Below are 15,507 nucleotides of genomic sequence, written 5' to 3'. Positions count from 1 at the left end.
CGATTACTCCTTGCGCCAGTTGCGGCGCGCCTGCGCCGCCGTGTCCAGCAGGGCCAGCAAGGCCGCGCCGTCGCCGCCGTCGATCGCGCGCTCGGCCCGATCCAGCACGGCGCGCACGGCCGCCAGTTCGGCCAGCATGGCGTCACGGTTGGATAGAAAGATATCGCGCCACATCTCGGGCGACCCCGCCGCGATGCGGGTGAAGTCGCGGAAACCGCTGCCGGCCAGCGCCAGCCGCGTGGCGGCGTCGGCGGCGGTGGCCACCTGTTCCATGTACACCGCAGCCAGCAGGTGCGGCAGATGGCTGACCGAGGCCAGCACGCGGTCATGCGCGCCGGCGTCCATGTCGATCACCCGGGCACCACAGGCCTGCCAGGCTTCGCGCACCCGGGCAACGGCGGCAGCGGCGTTCTCGGCCAGCGGCGTCAGAATGACGCAGCGGTCTTGATAAAGACCGGCATCGGCGGCATCGGGGCCGGTGCGCTCGGCACCGGCAATCGGATGGCCCGGCACGAACTGACCGATGCGCGCGCCCAGCGTCAGGCGGGCGGCATCGACCACCTCGGCCTTGGTGCTGCCGCCGTCGGTCAGCAGCGTGGCGTCACGCAGATGCGGCAGCATGCGCGCCAACACGTCCTGCAGGCCGCCCACGGGCGTGGCCAGGAAAATCAGGTCGGCGCAGGCGGCGGCCTCTTCGGCGCCGACGGCCTCGTCGATCAGGCCGAGTTCCACCGCGCGCGCCAGCGAGGCGGCATTGCGCCCGACGCCCAGCACCCGTCCCACCTGCCCTGCCCGGCGCAGTGCCGCGGCGAAAGAACCACCGATCAGTCCCACGCCGACGACGGCCAGCACAGGAATCAGGGGGCCAGCGGCCCCCTGATTCGGCTTGGAGGAAGCACCGTTCATTCGGACAGAATGGCGGTCAGCGCCTCGATGAATCGGGCGTTCTCTTGCGGCAGGCCGATGGACACGCGCAGCCACTCGGGCAGGCCATCACCTGCCACCGGGCGCACAATCACGCCACGCTTGAGCAGCGCCAGGTTGATGCGCGGGGCATCGCCCACGTGCACCAGCACGAAGTTGCCGTAGCTGGGCACATAGCGCAGCTTGAGACGGTCGAAAGCTTCGCACAGTTGCGCCTTGCCGGCCTTGTTCGAGGTGTAGGCCTGTTCCAGGTAGGCGGCATCGCCCAGCGCGGCCACGGCGGCGGCCTGCGCCAGCGTGTTGACGTTGAACGGCTGGCGCACGCGGTTGAGCAGGTCGGTCAGCGCCGGCTGCGCCACCGCGAAGCCCACGCGCAGGCCCGCCAGGCCATAGGCCTTGGAGAAAGTGCGCGAAACGATCAGGTTGGGATAGCGGCGCACCAGCGCGGTGCTGTCGAAGCGGAATTCCGGATCGAGGTATTCGTTGTAAGCCTCGTCCAGCACCACCGTGACGCGGTCGCCATGGGCAGCGTGGACGCGCTCCAGGAACGCGGCCACCTGGTCGCCCGGCACGAAGGTGCCGGTGGGATTGTTGGGGTTGGCAATGAACAGCAGGCGCGTGTCGTCGGCGATGGCGTCGAACATGGCGTCCAGGTCATGGCCGTAGTCCTTGGCCGGCACCACGATGTGGCGCGCGCCGCGGGCCTGCGTGGCCAGCCGGTAGACCGCGAACGAATGCTGCGCATAGACCGCCGAGACGCCAGGCTCCAGCAGCGCCAGCGCGGCGATTTCCAGGATGTCGTTGGAGCCGTTGCCCAGCGTGATCCAGTTCATCGGCACGTCGTAGCGCGCGGCCAGCGCGGCCTTCAGGTCGAAACCGTTGGGATCCGGATAGCGGGCCAGCGACTCGGCGGCGGCCAGCATGGCGACGCGCGCCGATTGCGGCATGCCGAGCGGGTTCTCGTTGGAAGCCAGCTTGACGATCCCGGCCGGATCCAGCCCGAATTCGCGGGCCAGTTCCTCGATGGGCTTGCCCGCCTGGTAAGGGGCGATGGCGCTGACGTGCGCGGGAGCGGCGAGAGGCTTGGAGGTGTTGGTCATGGAAGGCTCACGGCGCCGGGTAGGAACCCAGCACTTTCAGGTAGGCGACCTGCGCCCGCAGGGTATCGAGGGCGAGCGCGACATTCGGGTCGTTGCGATGCCCCAGGACATCGACGTAGAAATAGTATTCCCACTCGCCGGTACGGGCCGGCCGGGATTCGAAGCGTGTCATCGACACGCCGTTGGCCGCCAGCGGCGCCAGCATCTCGTAGACGGCGCCGGCACGGTTGGGCACGGCCAGGATCAGGCTGGTCTTGTCCTTGCCGCTGACCAGCGGCTCGATGTTGCCGATGGCCAGGAAACGCGTGCGGTTGTGCGGGTCGTCCTGAATGCCGGCGCTGACAACCTGCAGGTTCCAGGCCGGCGCCGCCACTTCGCCGGCGATGGCGGCAATGGTCGGGTCGGACGCGGCCACGCGCGCGGCTTCGGAATTGCTGGCGGCGGCGACGCGTTCGAGATCCGGGTAGTTGCGCGTCAGCCAGCCCTGGCACTGGGCCAGCGCCTGCGGATGCGCGGAGATCGCCTTGATGCCGTCCATGCTGCCGGACTGCGACATCAGGCAATGGCGGATCACCAGCGAGCGCTCGCCCAGGATGCGCAGGGGCGTGTTCAGCAACAGGTCCAGGCTGCGGTTGACCGCGCCTTCGGTGGAGTTCTCGACCGGCACCATGCCGACGTCGGCCTGCCCGGCCTCGACGGCGCGGAAGACTTCGTCGAACGACACGCACGGCAGCTTCTGCACCGCATGGCCGAAATGCTCCAGCGCGGCCTGCTCGGAAAACGAGCCCTGCGGCCCGAGGTAAGCGACGGTCATGCCGCGCTCCAGGCCACGGCAGGCCGAAATGATCTCGGTCCAGACCGACGCCACGCCGGCCGCCGGAAACGGGCCGGGGTTCAGTTGCTGCAGGCGCCGGATGACTTCGGCTTCGCGCTCGGGGCGCAGCACCGGGCCGTCGGCATGGGCGGCGTGCTTGGCCTCGCCCACTTCCTGCGCGGCGCGGGCGCGCTGCGACAGCAGATCGAGGATTTGCGCATCGATGGCGTCGATACGGTCGCGCAAGGGACGCAGCTTGCGCTGCAGATCGTCATCCATAGCGGCGCTCGAATTCCTTCAGGTACTCGACCAGCGCGGCCACGGCGGCCAGCGGCACGGCGTTGTAGATCGAGGCGCGCATGCCGCCCACGCTCTTGTGGCCCTTGAGCTGCGTCAGGCCGGCGGCCTCGGCGCCTTGCAGGAAGGCGTCGTTGAGCGATTCGTCGCGCAGCACGAACGGCACGTTCATGCGCGAGCGCACGGGCGCGTGGATCGGGTTGCGGTAGAAGCTGGTGCTGTCGAGGTAACCGTACAGCAGCTCGGCCTTGGCCTTGTTGGCCGCTTCCATGCCGGCCACGCCGCCATTGGCCTTGACCCACTTGAACACCAGACCCGCAATGTAGATGGCGAAGGTCGGCGGCGTGTTGTAGCGCGAATGCTCGGCGGCCACGTTGGCATAGTCGAACGCCGACGGGCAGATCGGCAGCGCGTGGCCGATCAGGTCACGGCGGCAGATGGCCATGGTCACGCCGGCCGGGCCGGCGTTCTTCTGGGCGCCCGCGTACATCATGCCGCAACGGCTGACGTCCATCGGCCGCGACAGGAAATGCGACGACGCATCGACCACCAGCGGCACGTCGGGCGCGCCCAGCGCGGCCGTATCGGGCCAGTCCATGAACTCGACGCCGCCGATGGTTTCGTTGCTGCACAGGTGCAGGTAGGCCGATTCCTTGCGCACCTTCCAGGTGTCGACCGGCGGCACCCACGTGAACGGCGCCTGCTCGCGGCCGTCCAGTTGCGTCGCCTGGGCGCTGCTGGCCGCGACTTGCGCGTCGCCGTAGCGGCCGGCTTCCTTGTAGGAACGCGACGACCAATGGCCGGTGACGACGAAGTCGGCCGCCGGCGTGCCGCGCCGCCCCATGAGATTCATGGGAACGATGGCGTTCTCCCCGGAACCGCCGCCTTGCATGAACATCACCGCGTAGTCCGGAGACAGGCCGAGCAGATCGCGCAGGTCGCTTTCCGCTTCGTCGCAGATCTGCACGAAGTGCTTGCCGCGGTGGCTCATTTCCATCACGGACATGCCACTGCCGTGCCAGTCCAGCATTTCCGCAGCGGCTTGCTGCAGTACCACCTCGGGCAGGGCCGAGGGGCCAGCCGAGAAGTTCCAGGGGCGGGCCATTATTGCTCCGTAGGTTCCGTCGAATCCGTTGCACCGGCGTCGCCGCTGCCCTCTTCCTGGCCGTCGTCCAGGTCTTCGCTGTCATCGTCGGCATCGCTTTCGACGACCCGGCGCACGCCGGACAACGTGCTGCCGTCGTCGACGTTGATGAGGGTGACGCCCTGCGTGGCGCGGCCCATTTCGCGGATTTCCGCGACGCGGGTACGCACCAGCACGCCGCCGGTGGTGATCAGCATGATTTCATCCGAAGGCATCACCAGCACGGCGCCCACCACCTTGCCGTTGCGCGAGCTGGTCTGGATGGCGATCATGCCCTTGGTGCCGCGACCGTGGCGCGTGTACTCGGTGATGGGGGTGCGCTTGCCGTAGCCGTTTTCGGTGGCGGTCAGCACGCTCTGCGTTTCATCCCCGGCCACCAGCAACGCGATCACGTTCTGCGTGTCCTCGAGCATCATGCCGCGCACGCCACGGGCGTTGCGGCCCATCGGGCGCACGTCGTTCTCGTCGAAACGCACGGCCTTGCCAGCGTCCGAGAACAGCATGACGTCGTGCTTGCCGTCGGTGAGGTCGGCGCCGATCAGGTAGTCGCCGTCGTCCAGGTCGACCGCGATGATGCCGGCCTTGCGCGGGTTGGAGAAGTCGGACAGCGGGGTCTTCTTGACCGTGCCGCGCGAGGTCGCCATGAAGACGTAGTGGTCTTCGCTGAATTCCTTGACCGGCAGCACCACCGTGATCTTCTCGCCTTCGGCCAGCGGGAACATGTTGACGATGGGCTTGCCGCGCGAGTTGCGCGTGCCTTGCGGCACTTCCCAGACTTTGAGCCAGTAGACCCGGCCGCGGTTCGAGAAGCACAGCAGGAAGTCGTGCGTGTTGGCAATGAACAACTGGTCGATCCAGTCGTTTTCCTTCATCGCCGTGGCCTGCTTGCCGCGGCCGCCACGCTTCTGGGAGCGGTACTCGGACAGCGGCTGGCTCTTGATGTAGCCGCCGTGCGACAGCGTCACGACCATGTCGGTGGGCGTGATCAGGTCTTCGGTGTCGAGTTCCGTGGCGTTCAGTTCGATTTCCGAGCGGCGCGTGTCCTTGGCGCCGGTGGAGAATTCGGCCTTGATGGCCTGCAATTCCTCGCCGATGATGGTCGTGATGCGCTCGGGACGGGCCAGGATGTCGAGCAGGTCGGCGATGGCGGACATGACGTCCTTGTATTCGCCGACGATCTTGTCCTGCTCCAGGCCGGTCAGGCGCTGCAGGCGCATGTTCAGGATTTCCTGGGCCTGGGTATCGCTCAGGCGGTACAGCCCGTCGCCCTGCAGGCCGAATTCGGCGCCCAGGTCATCGGGACGGAAGGCCGCGCGGCCGCCCGGCGTGTCGCCGTCGGCGCGCGACAGCATCTCGCGCACCAGCGAGGAATCCCACGACTTGGCCATCAGTTCCTGGCGCGCCACGGGAGGCGTCGGCGCGGCCTTGATGATGGTGATGAAGTCGTCGATGTTGGCCAGCGCCACGGCCAGACCTTCCAGCACGTGGCCGCGTTCGCGCGCCTTGCGCAGCTGGAACACCGTGCGACGCGTCACCACTTCGCGGCGATGCTGCAGGAAGTAGTCGATCATCTGCTTCAGGTTGAGCAGGCGAGGCTGGCCGTCGACCAGCGCCACCAGGTTCATCCCGAAGGTGTCCTGCAACTGCGTGTTCTTGTAGAGGTTGTTCAGCACCACCTCGGGCACTTCGCCGCGCTTGAGCTCGATCACCAGGCGCATGCCGTCCTTGTCGGACTCGTCGCGGATGTCGGAGATGCCTTCGATCTTCTTGTCGTTGACCAGCTCGGCGATGCGTTCCTGCAGCGTCTTCTTGTTGACCTGGTAGGGGATCGCGTCGACCACGATGGCCTGGCGATTGCCCTTTTCCATGTCTTCGAAGTGGGTCTTGGCGCGCATGATGACGCGGCCGCGACCGGTGCGATAGCCTTCGCGCACGCCGGACATGCCGTAGATGACGCCGCCCGTGGGGAAGTCCGGGGCCGGGATGATCTCCATGAGTTCATCGACCGAGCACGCGGGATTGCGCAGGCAGTACAGGCAGCCGTCGACCACTTCCTGGAGGTTGTGCGGCGGAATGTTGGTGGCCATGCCGACCGCGATGCCCGAGCTGCCGTTGACCAGCAGGTTCGGCAGGCGCGAGGGCAGCAGCAGCGGTTCTTGTTCGCTGCCGTCGTAGTTGGGGCCGAAGTCGACCGTTTCCTGGTCGATGTCCGCCAGCAACTCGTGGGCGATCTTGGCCAGGCGGATTTCGGTGTAACGCATCGCCGCGGCGTTGTCGCCGTCGATGGAGCCGAAGTTGCCCTGGCCGTCGACCAGCATGTAGCGCATGGAGAAATCCTGCGCCATGCGGACGATGGTGTCGTAGACGGACTGGTCGCCGTGGGGGTGGTACTTACCGATGACGTCCCCGACGATACGCGCGGACTTCTTATAGGCGCGGTTCCAGTCGTTGTTCAGCTCGTGCATCGCGTAGAGCACGCGCCGGTGGACGGGCTTCAAGCCGTCCCGCACATCCGGTAGCGCCCGACCGACGATCACGCTCATCGCGTAATCGAGGTAACTGCGGCGCATCTCTTCTTCCAGCGATACCGGAAGCGTCTCCTTGGCAAAGGAATCCATATATATAACGACAGAATCGTGTAAGGAGGAACCCGGGCCGGGTAAACAGGAAATTCTATCATTCGATTGGGGGACCGGTCCGATGGGCCGCCGGAAGGCGCCGCAAGCGCACCGCGACGGATCGATCGGAAACGCCGCCCGGCCAAGCCCACCCGCGCCCCGCGGCCCTGTTGTCAAAAACCAACATGGGAAACGGCAGGAGTGCCGAAAACGTCATATCCAGCATTAATGCGCCTGTCCAGGGAAGCCAAAGCCCCCCAAATGCCTTAAGATTGTTTCCAGCACGCAGGAAACCCAGTAGCTATTCCTTTGAACCAGCTCTTGGCGTTGCTATACTGGCCCCGTTTTCCTGATATGCGGCGGGGGTTCGCTGCGAGTCACTTATCCAGCTTCAAGCTCAACGAGGAGAAACATGAACAAACCCTCCAAATTCGCTCTGGCGCTCGCCTTCGCCGCCGTCACGGCCTCGGGTGTAGCCTCGGCCCAGTCCTATCCGCAGACGGTGGACAACTGGCGCAATCCGTTCGGTAACGTTTGGAAGAACGGTACGAACGAACTGTGCTGGCGCGATGCGTTCTGGACCCCGGCCACCGGCATCCCCGGTTGCGACGGCGTTCCGGTCGCTCAACAGCAGAAGGCGAAGCCGGCCCCGATGGCGGCCAAGGTCGTGTTCAACGCTGACACGTTCTTCGACTTCGACAAGTCGACCCTGAAGCCCGAAGGCCGTCAGCTGCTCGACCAAGTCGCCCAGCAAGCTCGCGGTATCGAGCTGGAAACCATCATCGCCGTCGGCCACACCGACTCGATCGGTACGGACGCCTACAACCAGAAGCTGTCCGAGCGTCGTGCCGCTTCGGTCAAGGCTTACCTGGTCAGCAAGGGCATCGATCCCAACCGTATCTACACGGAAGGCAAGGGTAAGAAGAACCCGATCGCTTCCAACAAGACGAAGGAAGGCCGCGCCCAAAACCGTCGCGTTGAAATCGAAATCGTGGGTAGCCGCAAGTAATTGCCGGACTAGCTACAATAAGGGGCCTCGCATAGCGAGGCCCTTTTTTTCGCCTGGCTTGCACCAATGCGGTGCAATCACCCCGGCGCCCACCGGCGCCGCCGTCCCTCTCTATATTTAGAGTGCCGCCTTATGCTGGACCGCCCATGAACTCCCACACCTCCGACACCGCCCAAGCCACCGTCAATGCCGACCAGGCCGAACTGGACAAGTTCGGCGCGCTGGCCAGCCGCTGGTGGGATCCCGAAAGCGAGTTCAAGCCCCTGCACGCCATCAATCCCCTGCGCCTGGAATGGATCCAGGAAAGCGTGGGCAGCCTGGCCGGCAGGAAGGTGCTGGACGTGGGCTGCGGCGGCGGCATCCTGTCCGAAGCCATGGCTCGCGCCGGCGCCGACGTCACCGGCATCGACCTGGCCGACAAGTCGCTCAAGATCGCCAAGCTGCACGGGCTGGAATCGGGCGTGAAAGTCGAATACCGCAAGGTGCCGGTGGAACAGTTGGCGGCCGAGCAGCCCGGCCAGTACGACGTGGTGACCTGCATGGAAATGCTGGAACACGTGCCGGATCCGGCGTCCATCGTGCGCGCCTGCGCGGCGCTGACCAAGCCGGGCGGCTGGGTCTTCTTCTCGACCCTGAACCGCAACCCGAAGTCGTTTCTGTTCGCCATCATCGGCGCCGAATACGTGCTGCGCCTGCTGCCGCGCGGCACCCACACCTACGACATGTTCATCAAGCCGAGCGAGTTGGCCGCCGCCGCCCGGGGCGCCGGCCTGGAGCCGGTCGGCATGCGCGGCATGGAATACAACCCGATCACCCAGATCTACTCGCTGACATCCGACACCTCGGTCAACTACCTGATGGCTACCCGCAAATGAGCGCCCTGATCCTGTTCGACTTCGACGGCACGCTGGCCGACACCGCCCCCGATCTGGCCGCTGCCGCCAACCAGCAGCGCACCCGCCGCGGACTGGCTCCCCTGCCCTACGAGACACTGCGCCCGGTTGCTTCGCAGGGGGCACGCGGCCTGCTGCGCGTCGCGCTCGGCTTGAACCCGGGCGATGACGAATACGAACCGACCCGACTGCAGTTCCTGGAAGATTACGCCGCCAGTTCGACCGTCCATAGCAAGCTGTTTCCCGGCATCGAGGCGCTGCTGGCCGACATCCGCCAACGCGGCCTGGCCTGGGGCATCGTGACCAACAAAGTCACCTACCTGACGCTGCCGATCGTCGAGCACCTGAACTTGACCCGCGACAGCGCCGTGCTGGTCTGCGGCGACACCACCGCCCACGCCAAGCCGCACCCGCTGCCGCTGCAGCACGCCGCGCGCGAGGCCGGCTTTGGCACCGACCGCTGCGTCTATGTCGGCGACGACCTGCGCGACATCCAGGCGGCGCACGCCGCTGGCATGCCGGCGGTCGCGGCCGCCTACGGCTACGTCGGCGAAGAAGACAACATCAGCGCCTGGGAAGCCGAGACCTGCGCCAACACGCCGGCCGAGCTGTGGCCGGCGATCCAGCCGTTGCTGCCGCGCGACCTGCGCTGATCTGCCGCCAGCCGCGCGCGGCCGCCCGCCCGTGGCGGCGGCCACGCGCCGGGATGACAGCGGTTCGGTCGGCTCAGTGGCTGGCTCAGTGGCTGGCTCAGTAGCTGGATTAGTGGCGCCGGCCGAACAATTTATCCGGCGCAGACGGGTTTATCCCACTGCACGGGTGAACTAAAGTACGTTCCATGCAAGGCAATCCGGGGCCCTCCCGATTGCCTTTCCCGGCCGACACCGGGCGCCGCGCGGCCGCGCCCGCACGGCAATTCTCGTTGCGCATCGACGGTTTGCCACCCTCTTGCGCCCGCGCGCCGATGTCTCCCCGGCGCGCAACCCTGACCTTTTAGACCCTTGATCCGCTCACCGCGCGTTGCCGCAAGGCTTCGCGCGCACCTGGAATTGCCCATGCTTTTGCCCATTCTGTTACTGTCGGCCGCTGGTTTCACCATCCTGACCACTGAATTCCTGATCGTCGGCCTGCTGCCCAGCCTGGCCCGCGACCTCGACGTGACGGTGTCCCAGGCCGGCCTGCTGGTGTCGCTGTTCGCCTTTACCGTGGCCGCCACCGGCCCGTTGCTGACCGCGTTGATGGCCAATATCGAACGCAAGCGCCTGTTCATCAGCGTGCTGGTGCTGTTCGGCCTGTCCAACGCCCTGGCGGCCGCGGCGCCGAACATCTGGGTGATGGCGGTGGCCCGCTTCGTGCCGGCGCTGGCCTTACCGGTGTTCTGGTCGCTGGCCAGCGCCACCGCGGTGGAACTGGTGGGCCCGGCCCGCGCCGGGCGCGCCATCTCGATGGTGGCGTTCGGCATCGTCGCCGCCACGGTGTTCGGCATTCCCATCGGCGTGCTGATTTCCGACGCCTTTGGCTGGCGCGCGGCCTTCGGCGTGCTGTCGGCGGTGGCGTTCGCCAAGGCGCTGTTGCTGCTGCTGGCCTTTCCCCGCACCCGCATCCGCGCCGAGAGCGTAAAGCTGGTGACGCAACTGCGCATCCTGCGCAATCCCATCGTGGGTGGTCATGTGTTGTTGTCGCTGCTGGTGTTCACCGGCATGTTCACCGCTTATACCTATCTGGCGGACATGCTGGAACGGCTGGCCGGCTTCAACGGCCAGATCGTCGGCTGGACCATGATGGCGTTTGGCGCCGTCGGGCTGATCGGCAACACCCTGGGGGGCCGCATGGTCGACCGCAGCCCGCTGGGTGCCACTGCCTTGTTCTCCGCGCTGATGGCCGCCGGCCTGGCGTTCGTGGCACCCGTGATGCAGTCGCACGGGCTGCTCGCCATCGTCCTGACGGCCTGGGGCATCGCGCAGGCGGCGCTGTTCATCGTCTGCCACGTGCGGTTGATGAAGTCCGCCCCCGAAGCGCCCGCCTTCGCCGCCTCGCTCAACATCTCTGGCGCCAACATCGGCATTGGGCTGGGCGCGGTGGTGGGCGGTCACGTGATCGACCAATACGGCCTGGCGTCGCTGGGCTGGGCGGCGGCGATCATCGTGGCGATATCGGTGGGCCTGGCGTTCGTGCTGATGGCGGCTTCGCGCGCGCGGCCCGGCGCCAAGGCGGCCTGCGTCAACGCCTGAGCCGCGCTGAGGCGTGGGCGCCACGCTTAGGCGGGCAGGCGCGGAAATACAGCGGACTATCGCGTTTAACAGTACAATAGGAAGTTCTTGGGGCCGATCCGGATTCGACGTGGGTCGCGAAACAACTCAGGGCATGCCGAGCACCAGTACGCTCGTTAAACCACTGGAACACTACAAACGCCAACGACGAGCGTTTCGCTCTCGCCGCTTAAGCGGTGAGCCGCTGCACTGATCTGTCCTTGGGTCAGGCGGAGGAAGGCAACTTCCTAGGGGGGCAACCCTCGAACCGCAGCAGCGACATTCACAAGGAATCGGTTTGCACTGGGGTCACACGGTTCAAATTTAAATTACGTGAATCGCTCTGGTCCGGCCTGTCGGTTGGCTAAGTCCAGGGTTAAAACCAAATAAATCGACTACGCATGTAGAACTGGTTGCGGAGGGCTTGCGGACGGGGGTTCAATTCCCCCCGGCTCCACCAAATTTCCGCTGTAGCGCCAAATGGCCGACCTTGACGGGTCGGCCATTTTTTTTGCGCGCAATCGATAGGTTCCCGCTCATGCGCCTCCCCGCGCAGCGGGCGCGACAGGGGCCGGACTGTGGCGGGCTTCCAACGGCGCTTTCAAAATAAATCCAAGACGGGCGCGCCGGTTGGCGTGGCGAGCCGATCACGCCATCCCGTGAAGAAAAAGCCTGCAGTCACTGCAAGGTCAAGCCACCCTCCACGGCTTTTCATCATTCAAAGATGGCAAACCATTTAGAAATTTGATACGCCCGGCAGGCGCTGAGGGAATATTTTTTGAATTATTTCCAAAGCATTATCCCGGGTTATTAGTAACTAAACGAAACCATTCCGAACGCCCCTCACCACACATCTGAAAGGTGAATGAAACCTGATGCGACCCCATTTATGCCCTTTGACGCGGGTCGCTTTCAACGTCGTCAGGACAATCTGGCGAACTATTGCAAGCCATTCGGCATCTGGGGAAATACTCCGTCACATATTACGAATGCTCTCAAGACATAATAAACGCAAGAAAATGCCACCGGCCGGGGCCACTCGATTGCGATGAAGATACTTTGCATATTCGGAACGCGTCCCGAAGCCATCAAAATGGCCCCCCTGGTTGCCGCCTTGCAGCATGAGTCCCAGCTCGGCTGCGTGGTCTGTGTGACCGGCCAGCATCGCCAGATGTTGGATCAGGTGCTGGCGCTGTTCGATCTGCGCGCGCAACACGATCTGGACATCATGGTGCCGAACCAGACCTTGAACGGCCTGTACGCGCGCCTGATCAGCCGGGTCGACGAGGTGCTGGAAACCGAACAGCCGGACTACGTGCTGGTGCACGGCGATACCAGCACCGCCTCGGCCTGTGCGCTGGCCGCGTTCCATCGGCGCATCCGCATCGGCCACGTCGAAGCGGGCCTGCGCACCGGCAATCTGGCGATGCCCTTCCCCGAAGAAATGAACCGTCGCGTGGTCGACGCGATCGGCGACTGGCTGTTCGCGCCGACCGCTCAATCGCGCGCCAATCTGCTGCGCGAGCACCTGGCCGGCCGTATCACCGTAACCGGCAACACCGTCATCGACGCCCTGGCCCTGACCTGCGCCAAGCTGGCACCCGAAGGGCCGCTGGCGCGCGAATTGGCCACCCGCTACGACTGGCTCGATCCGCGCCGCCGGCTGATGCTGGTCACCGGTCACCGGCGCGAGAGCTTCGGCGGCGGTTTCAAGAACATCTGTGCGGCGCTGGCCGAGCTGGCCCGCCGCGAGGATCTGCAGATCGTCTATCCCGTGCACCTGAACCCGCAGGTGCGCGATGTCGTGATGACCGACCTGGCCGGCCTGGAGCGCGTCCACCTGATCGATCCGCTGGACTACCTGGACTTCGTCTGGTTCATGCAGCGTGCGCACCTCATCCTGACCGATTCCGGCGGGGTACAGGAGGAAGCGCCATATCTGGGCAAGCCGGTGCTGGTGATGCGCGATGTCACCGAGCGCCCGGAAGCCGTGCAGGCCGGTACGGTGGCATTGGTGGGCACCGATACGCGGCGCATCGTCACCGAAGTCAACCGGCTGCTGGATGACTCCGCGCTGCACGCTGCGTTTTCGCGCCGCATCAATCCCTACGGGGACGGCAAGGCCAGCGCGCGTATCGTCGACGCGCTGTGCGGCCGGCCCGTCTCGGAGTTCGATCCCTACGGAACGGCCGCCGGCACAGCGGCCTGATGCCCTTCGCCCTGAATTTCCTGCCTGGAGCCCCCATGCCACTCCCCCCTTCCCTTCCCGTCGTCCAGGTGCTCTGCCGCGCGCTCATGGCCGCCGGCCTGCTGCTGCCGCTGGGCGCGATGGCCAGCCCGGCCGGCGACGCGCTGCGGCAACTGCAAGGCGACGATTGGGTCACGCGCAACACCACGCTGGCGGACCTGGGGATCAGTGAGCCGGTGGTACTGAGCAACAGCGATGCGCGCCAGGAGTTCTATCTGCCGGTGCCGCGTGGCGTGCCGATCGCCGACGCCACGCTGAATTTCGACGCCAAGTACACCAAGGGCGAACCCGGCCGCACCAGCCTGGCGCTGTGGGCCGACGGCGTACCGCTGAATGCGCAACGCATCGCCGACGGCGACGGCAGCATCGCGCAAGGCTACACGGTGGATCCGCGCCGCCGCGAGACCGGTTTCCTGCGCGTGGGCGTGGATTGGCAGTCGGAGATCGCGCTGCGCCACTGCGAAAGCAACCGCGCCACCGCCAACGCGCTGACGATCTCGCCGCGCACACGCCTGACCTACCGTTACGACGCCTCGGCCATCGGCAACCTGGATGATGCCTGGGGCACCCTGCCCGGCAAGCCGACCCTGATCGTGAGTGGCGCCAAGCTCGACCAAGCGGCCTTCGACAGCGCCTGGCGTGTAGGCGTGGCGCTGGAACGCGCCGGCAAGCGCGTCGCGGTTCGCGCCTTCCCCTCGGTGGGCGACCAGATCGACACGCGCGGCCTGCAGACGCCGCCGGGGCTGGCGCAGATCCCGGCCTTCGCCGCACTGCGGGACAATGGCACCCACAAGATCGCCAATCCCGCCGAAATCGGGGCATTGCTGGTGATGGGCGCGCCCGCCGTCGCCGGCGACGTAGTGATCGCCGACGCCGCGCTACGCGCCAGGTTGAACGAAGCGCTGGACGCCCTGCAATCGCAACTGGCCAGCGACGCCGATGCCGCGGCGGCGTTCACGTCCTGGCGCGAGCGGCGCGTGCCCCTGGCCGCCGCCGACCTGCAATCCAAGGAAATCCGCCTGGCCGCGATGGGGCGGCAAGCCGTGATCGCGCTGGCCGCCGATGCCGGCGCGCAAGGCGCGGGCGCCTTCGACACAGCCTGGCGCCGCATCCTGGTAACGCGCCAGGTGCAGGTCAAGACGGCAATGCCGCCGGAGACCTTCAAGGACGGCGGCCTGCGCCTGACGGCGCTGGGCGGCTCGCCCAACAGTTTCAACGTGGTTGCCAGCGGCGACTGGACCACGACGTTCCCCCTGGCCGCGATATCGGCCGACGGCCGCATGCCGGGAGAGCTGGTCATGGATGTGGCGGCCGCGCCCGGTGCCTCGTCCACGCGGCCGGTGGCCTCGGTCTTCTGGAACGGCATTCTGTTGGCGGCCAAGCAATTGAACGCCGACGGCCGTCCCGAGCGCCTGAGCGCGCGCGTGCCGGGCTACGCGCTGGGCGTCACCAATGCGGTGCGCGTCACGTTCCAGCGCCAGCCGGTCTCGGTCGACTGCAACGAAATCCCGCAGGGCTATCCGGTCAACGTGCTGCCGACCAGCTACGTGAAACCCGAACCGGCCGAGCCGGACGGCACCTTCGTCGGTCTGCTGCCGCTGCTGGCCGGCACGCCGCAAGTGATCGTGCCGGACGGTTATCTGGCAAGCGCGCCCGACAACCTCAAGCGCCTGATCGGCATCGCCGCGGCCAGCGGCATTTCCACCACCCGGGCCGAACTGTCGGTGGTCGCCAACGGCCAGTCCGTCAAACCGGCGCGCCCGTTCCTGGCAATGGAGGTGCCGGTCGATGGCGCCACACCGACGGTGACCGTCACCGACCGCAAGCAACTGCGCGTGGGAGGCAAGACCACCACCTGGCTGGATATCTCCGGACTGGATCACCTGAGTACGGCAGAGGTCGTCCGCGCCAGCGGCCAGGACGGCGTGCTGTGGCATACGCTGGGCCAGAACGCCGGCATGCTGGATGCGCCGTTCGTGTTGAACCGCGGCAACATCGCGCTGATCGGCGCCGCCGGCCCGGTGGCCTGGATCGACAGTGGCAATCCCGACGCCAGCCACCCGCCCGGCGCCGGGGAAAGCGCCTTCTTCGAATGGCGCCGCTACATCTCGTGGAGCGTGCCCGCGGTGAGCGTCGGCCTGCTGGTGCTGCTGCTGATCCTGATTATCGCCATGCGCGTCGGCCGCGGGAAGAACAAGGCAAACAAGTAAA

Annotated in this window: 11 protein-coding genes and 1 other RNA gene; 7 read left to right on the top strand and 5 right to left on the bottom strand. The window is 66.3% G+C overall.

All coding sequences use genetic code 11. The features are described from left to right. Nucleotides 1-3 precede the first annotated feature (3 nt). From ACN6O8_RS01510 to gyrA, 5 genes are read right to left on the bottom strand one after another with little or no spacing between them, the layout of a single operon-like run. The gene (locus ACN6O8_RS01510) at nucleotides 4-906 is read right to left on the bottom strand and encodes a prephenate dehydrogenase (RefSeq protein WP_427989322.1); all 903 of its coding nucleotides are present in this window, start codon (nucleotides 904-906) and stop codon (nucleotides 4-6) included. Further along, the gene (gene hisC, locus ACN6O8_RS01505; RefSeq protein WP_427989321.1) at nucleotides 903-2,024 is read right to left on the bottom strand and encodes a histidinol-phosphate transaminase; all 1,122 of its coding nucleotides are present in this window, start codon (nucleotides 2,022-2,024) and stop codon (nucleotides 903-905) included. The genes ACN6O8_RS01510 and hisC overlap by 4 nt, the downstream gene beginning before the upstream one ends. A gap of 7 nt (nucleotides 2,025-2,031) precedes the next feature. Next, on the bottom strand, nucleotides 2,032-3,117 hold the full coding sequence (gene pheA, locus ACN6O8_RS01500) for a prephenate dehydratase (RefSeq protein ID WP_427989320.1): 1,086 nt from the start codon (nucleotides 3,115-3,117) through the stop codon (nucleotides 2,032-2,034). Next, entirely contained in the window at nucleotides 3,110-4,240 is a 1,131-nt protein-coding gene (serC, locus tag ACN6O8_RS01495; RefSeq protein WP_427989319.1) for a 3-phosphoserine/phosphohydroxythreonine transaminase, read from the bottom strand. Before serC ends, pheA begins: the two co-directional genes overlap by 8 nt. Further along, nucleotides 4,240-6,897, bottom strand: a complete 2,658-nt coding sequence (gene gyrA, locus ACN6O8_RS01490) for a DNA gyrase subunit A (RefSeq protein WP_427989318.1) — start codon at nucleotides 6,895-6,897, stop codon at nucleotides 4,240-4,242. Before gyrA ends, serC begins: the two co-directional genes overlap by 1 nt. A 412-nt stretch (nucleotides 6,898-7,309) precedes the next feature. On the opposite strand from gyrA, the gene ompA reads away from it, so the two are divergent. From ompA to ACN6O8_RS01455, 7 genes are all read left to right on the top strand, one after another. After that, nucleotides 7,310-7,906: an outer membrane protein OmpA gene (ompA, locus tag ACN6O8_RS01485; RefSeq protein WP_427989317.1), complete on the top strand. Its 597-nt coding sequence runs from the start codon at nucleotides 7,310-7,312 to the stop codon at nucleotides 7,904-7,906. A gap of 146 nt (nucleotides 7,907-8,052) precedes the next feature. Next, nucleotides 8,053-8,781 carry a bifunctional 2-polyprenyl-6-hydroxyphenol methylase/3-demethylubiquinol 3-O-methyltransferase UbiG gene (gene ubiG, locus ACN6O8_RS01480; RefSeq protein WP_427989316.1) on the top strand — a complete coding sequence of 243 codons (729 nt, stop codon included), beginning with the start codon at nucleotides 8,053-8,055 and terminating at the stop codon, nucleotides 8,779-8,781. After that, entirely contained in the window at nucleotides 8,778-9,452 is a 675-nt protein-coding gene (locus tag ACN6O8_RS01475; protein ID WP_427989315.1) for an HAD-IA family hydrolase, read from the top strand. The genes ubiG and ACN6O8_RS01475 overlap by 4 nt, the downstream gene beginning before the upstream one ends. Before the next feature lie 402 nt (nucleotides 9,453-9,854). Then, nucleotides 9,855-11,030 (top strand): MFS transporter, encoded by a 1,176-nt coding sequence (locus ACN6O8_RS01470; protein WP_427989314.1) that lies wholly within the window; start codon nucleotides 9,855-9,857, stop codon nucleotides 11,028-11,030. An 89-nt stretch (nucleotides 11,031-11,119) separates the two neighbouring features. Then, nucleotides 11,120-11,508, top strand: a transfer-messenger RNA (tmRNA) gene (gene ssrA / locus ACN6O8_RS01465). A gap of 588 nt (nucleotides 11,509-12,096) precedes the next feature. Continuing rightward, nucleotides 12,097-13,257, top strand: coding sequence for a non-hydrolyzing UDP-N-acetylglucosamine 2-epimerase (gene wecB, locus ACN6O8_RS01460; protein ID WP_427989313.1), 1,161 nt, complete (start codon nucleotides 12,097-12,099; stop codon nucleotides 13,255-13,257). A gap of 35 nt (nucleotides 13,258-13,292) precedes the next feature. Continuing rightward, nucleotides 13,293-15,506 carry a hypothetical protein gene (locus ACN6O8_RS01455; protein ID WP_427989312.1) on the top strand — a complete coding sequence of 738 codons (2,214 nt, stop codon included), beginning with the start codon at nucleotides 13,293-13,295 and terminating at the stop codon, nucleotides 15,504-15,506. The last annotated feature ends 1 nt before the right edge of the window (nucleotide 15,507 follow it).

The sequence above is a fragment of the Achromobacter sp. genome, from assembly GCF_050285565.1.
In the GTDB taxonomy this organism is placed as follows: domain Bacteria; phylum Pseudomonadota; class Gammaproteobacteria; order Burkholderiales; family Burkholderiaceae_B; genus Achromobacter.
The sequence above is the reverse complement of the archived record's forward strand: the minus strand, read 5'-3'. Positions and strand labels throughout refer to the sequence as shown.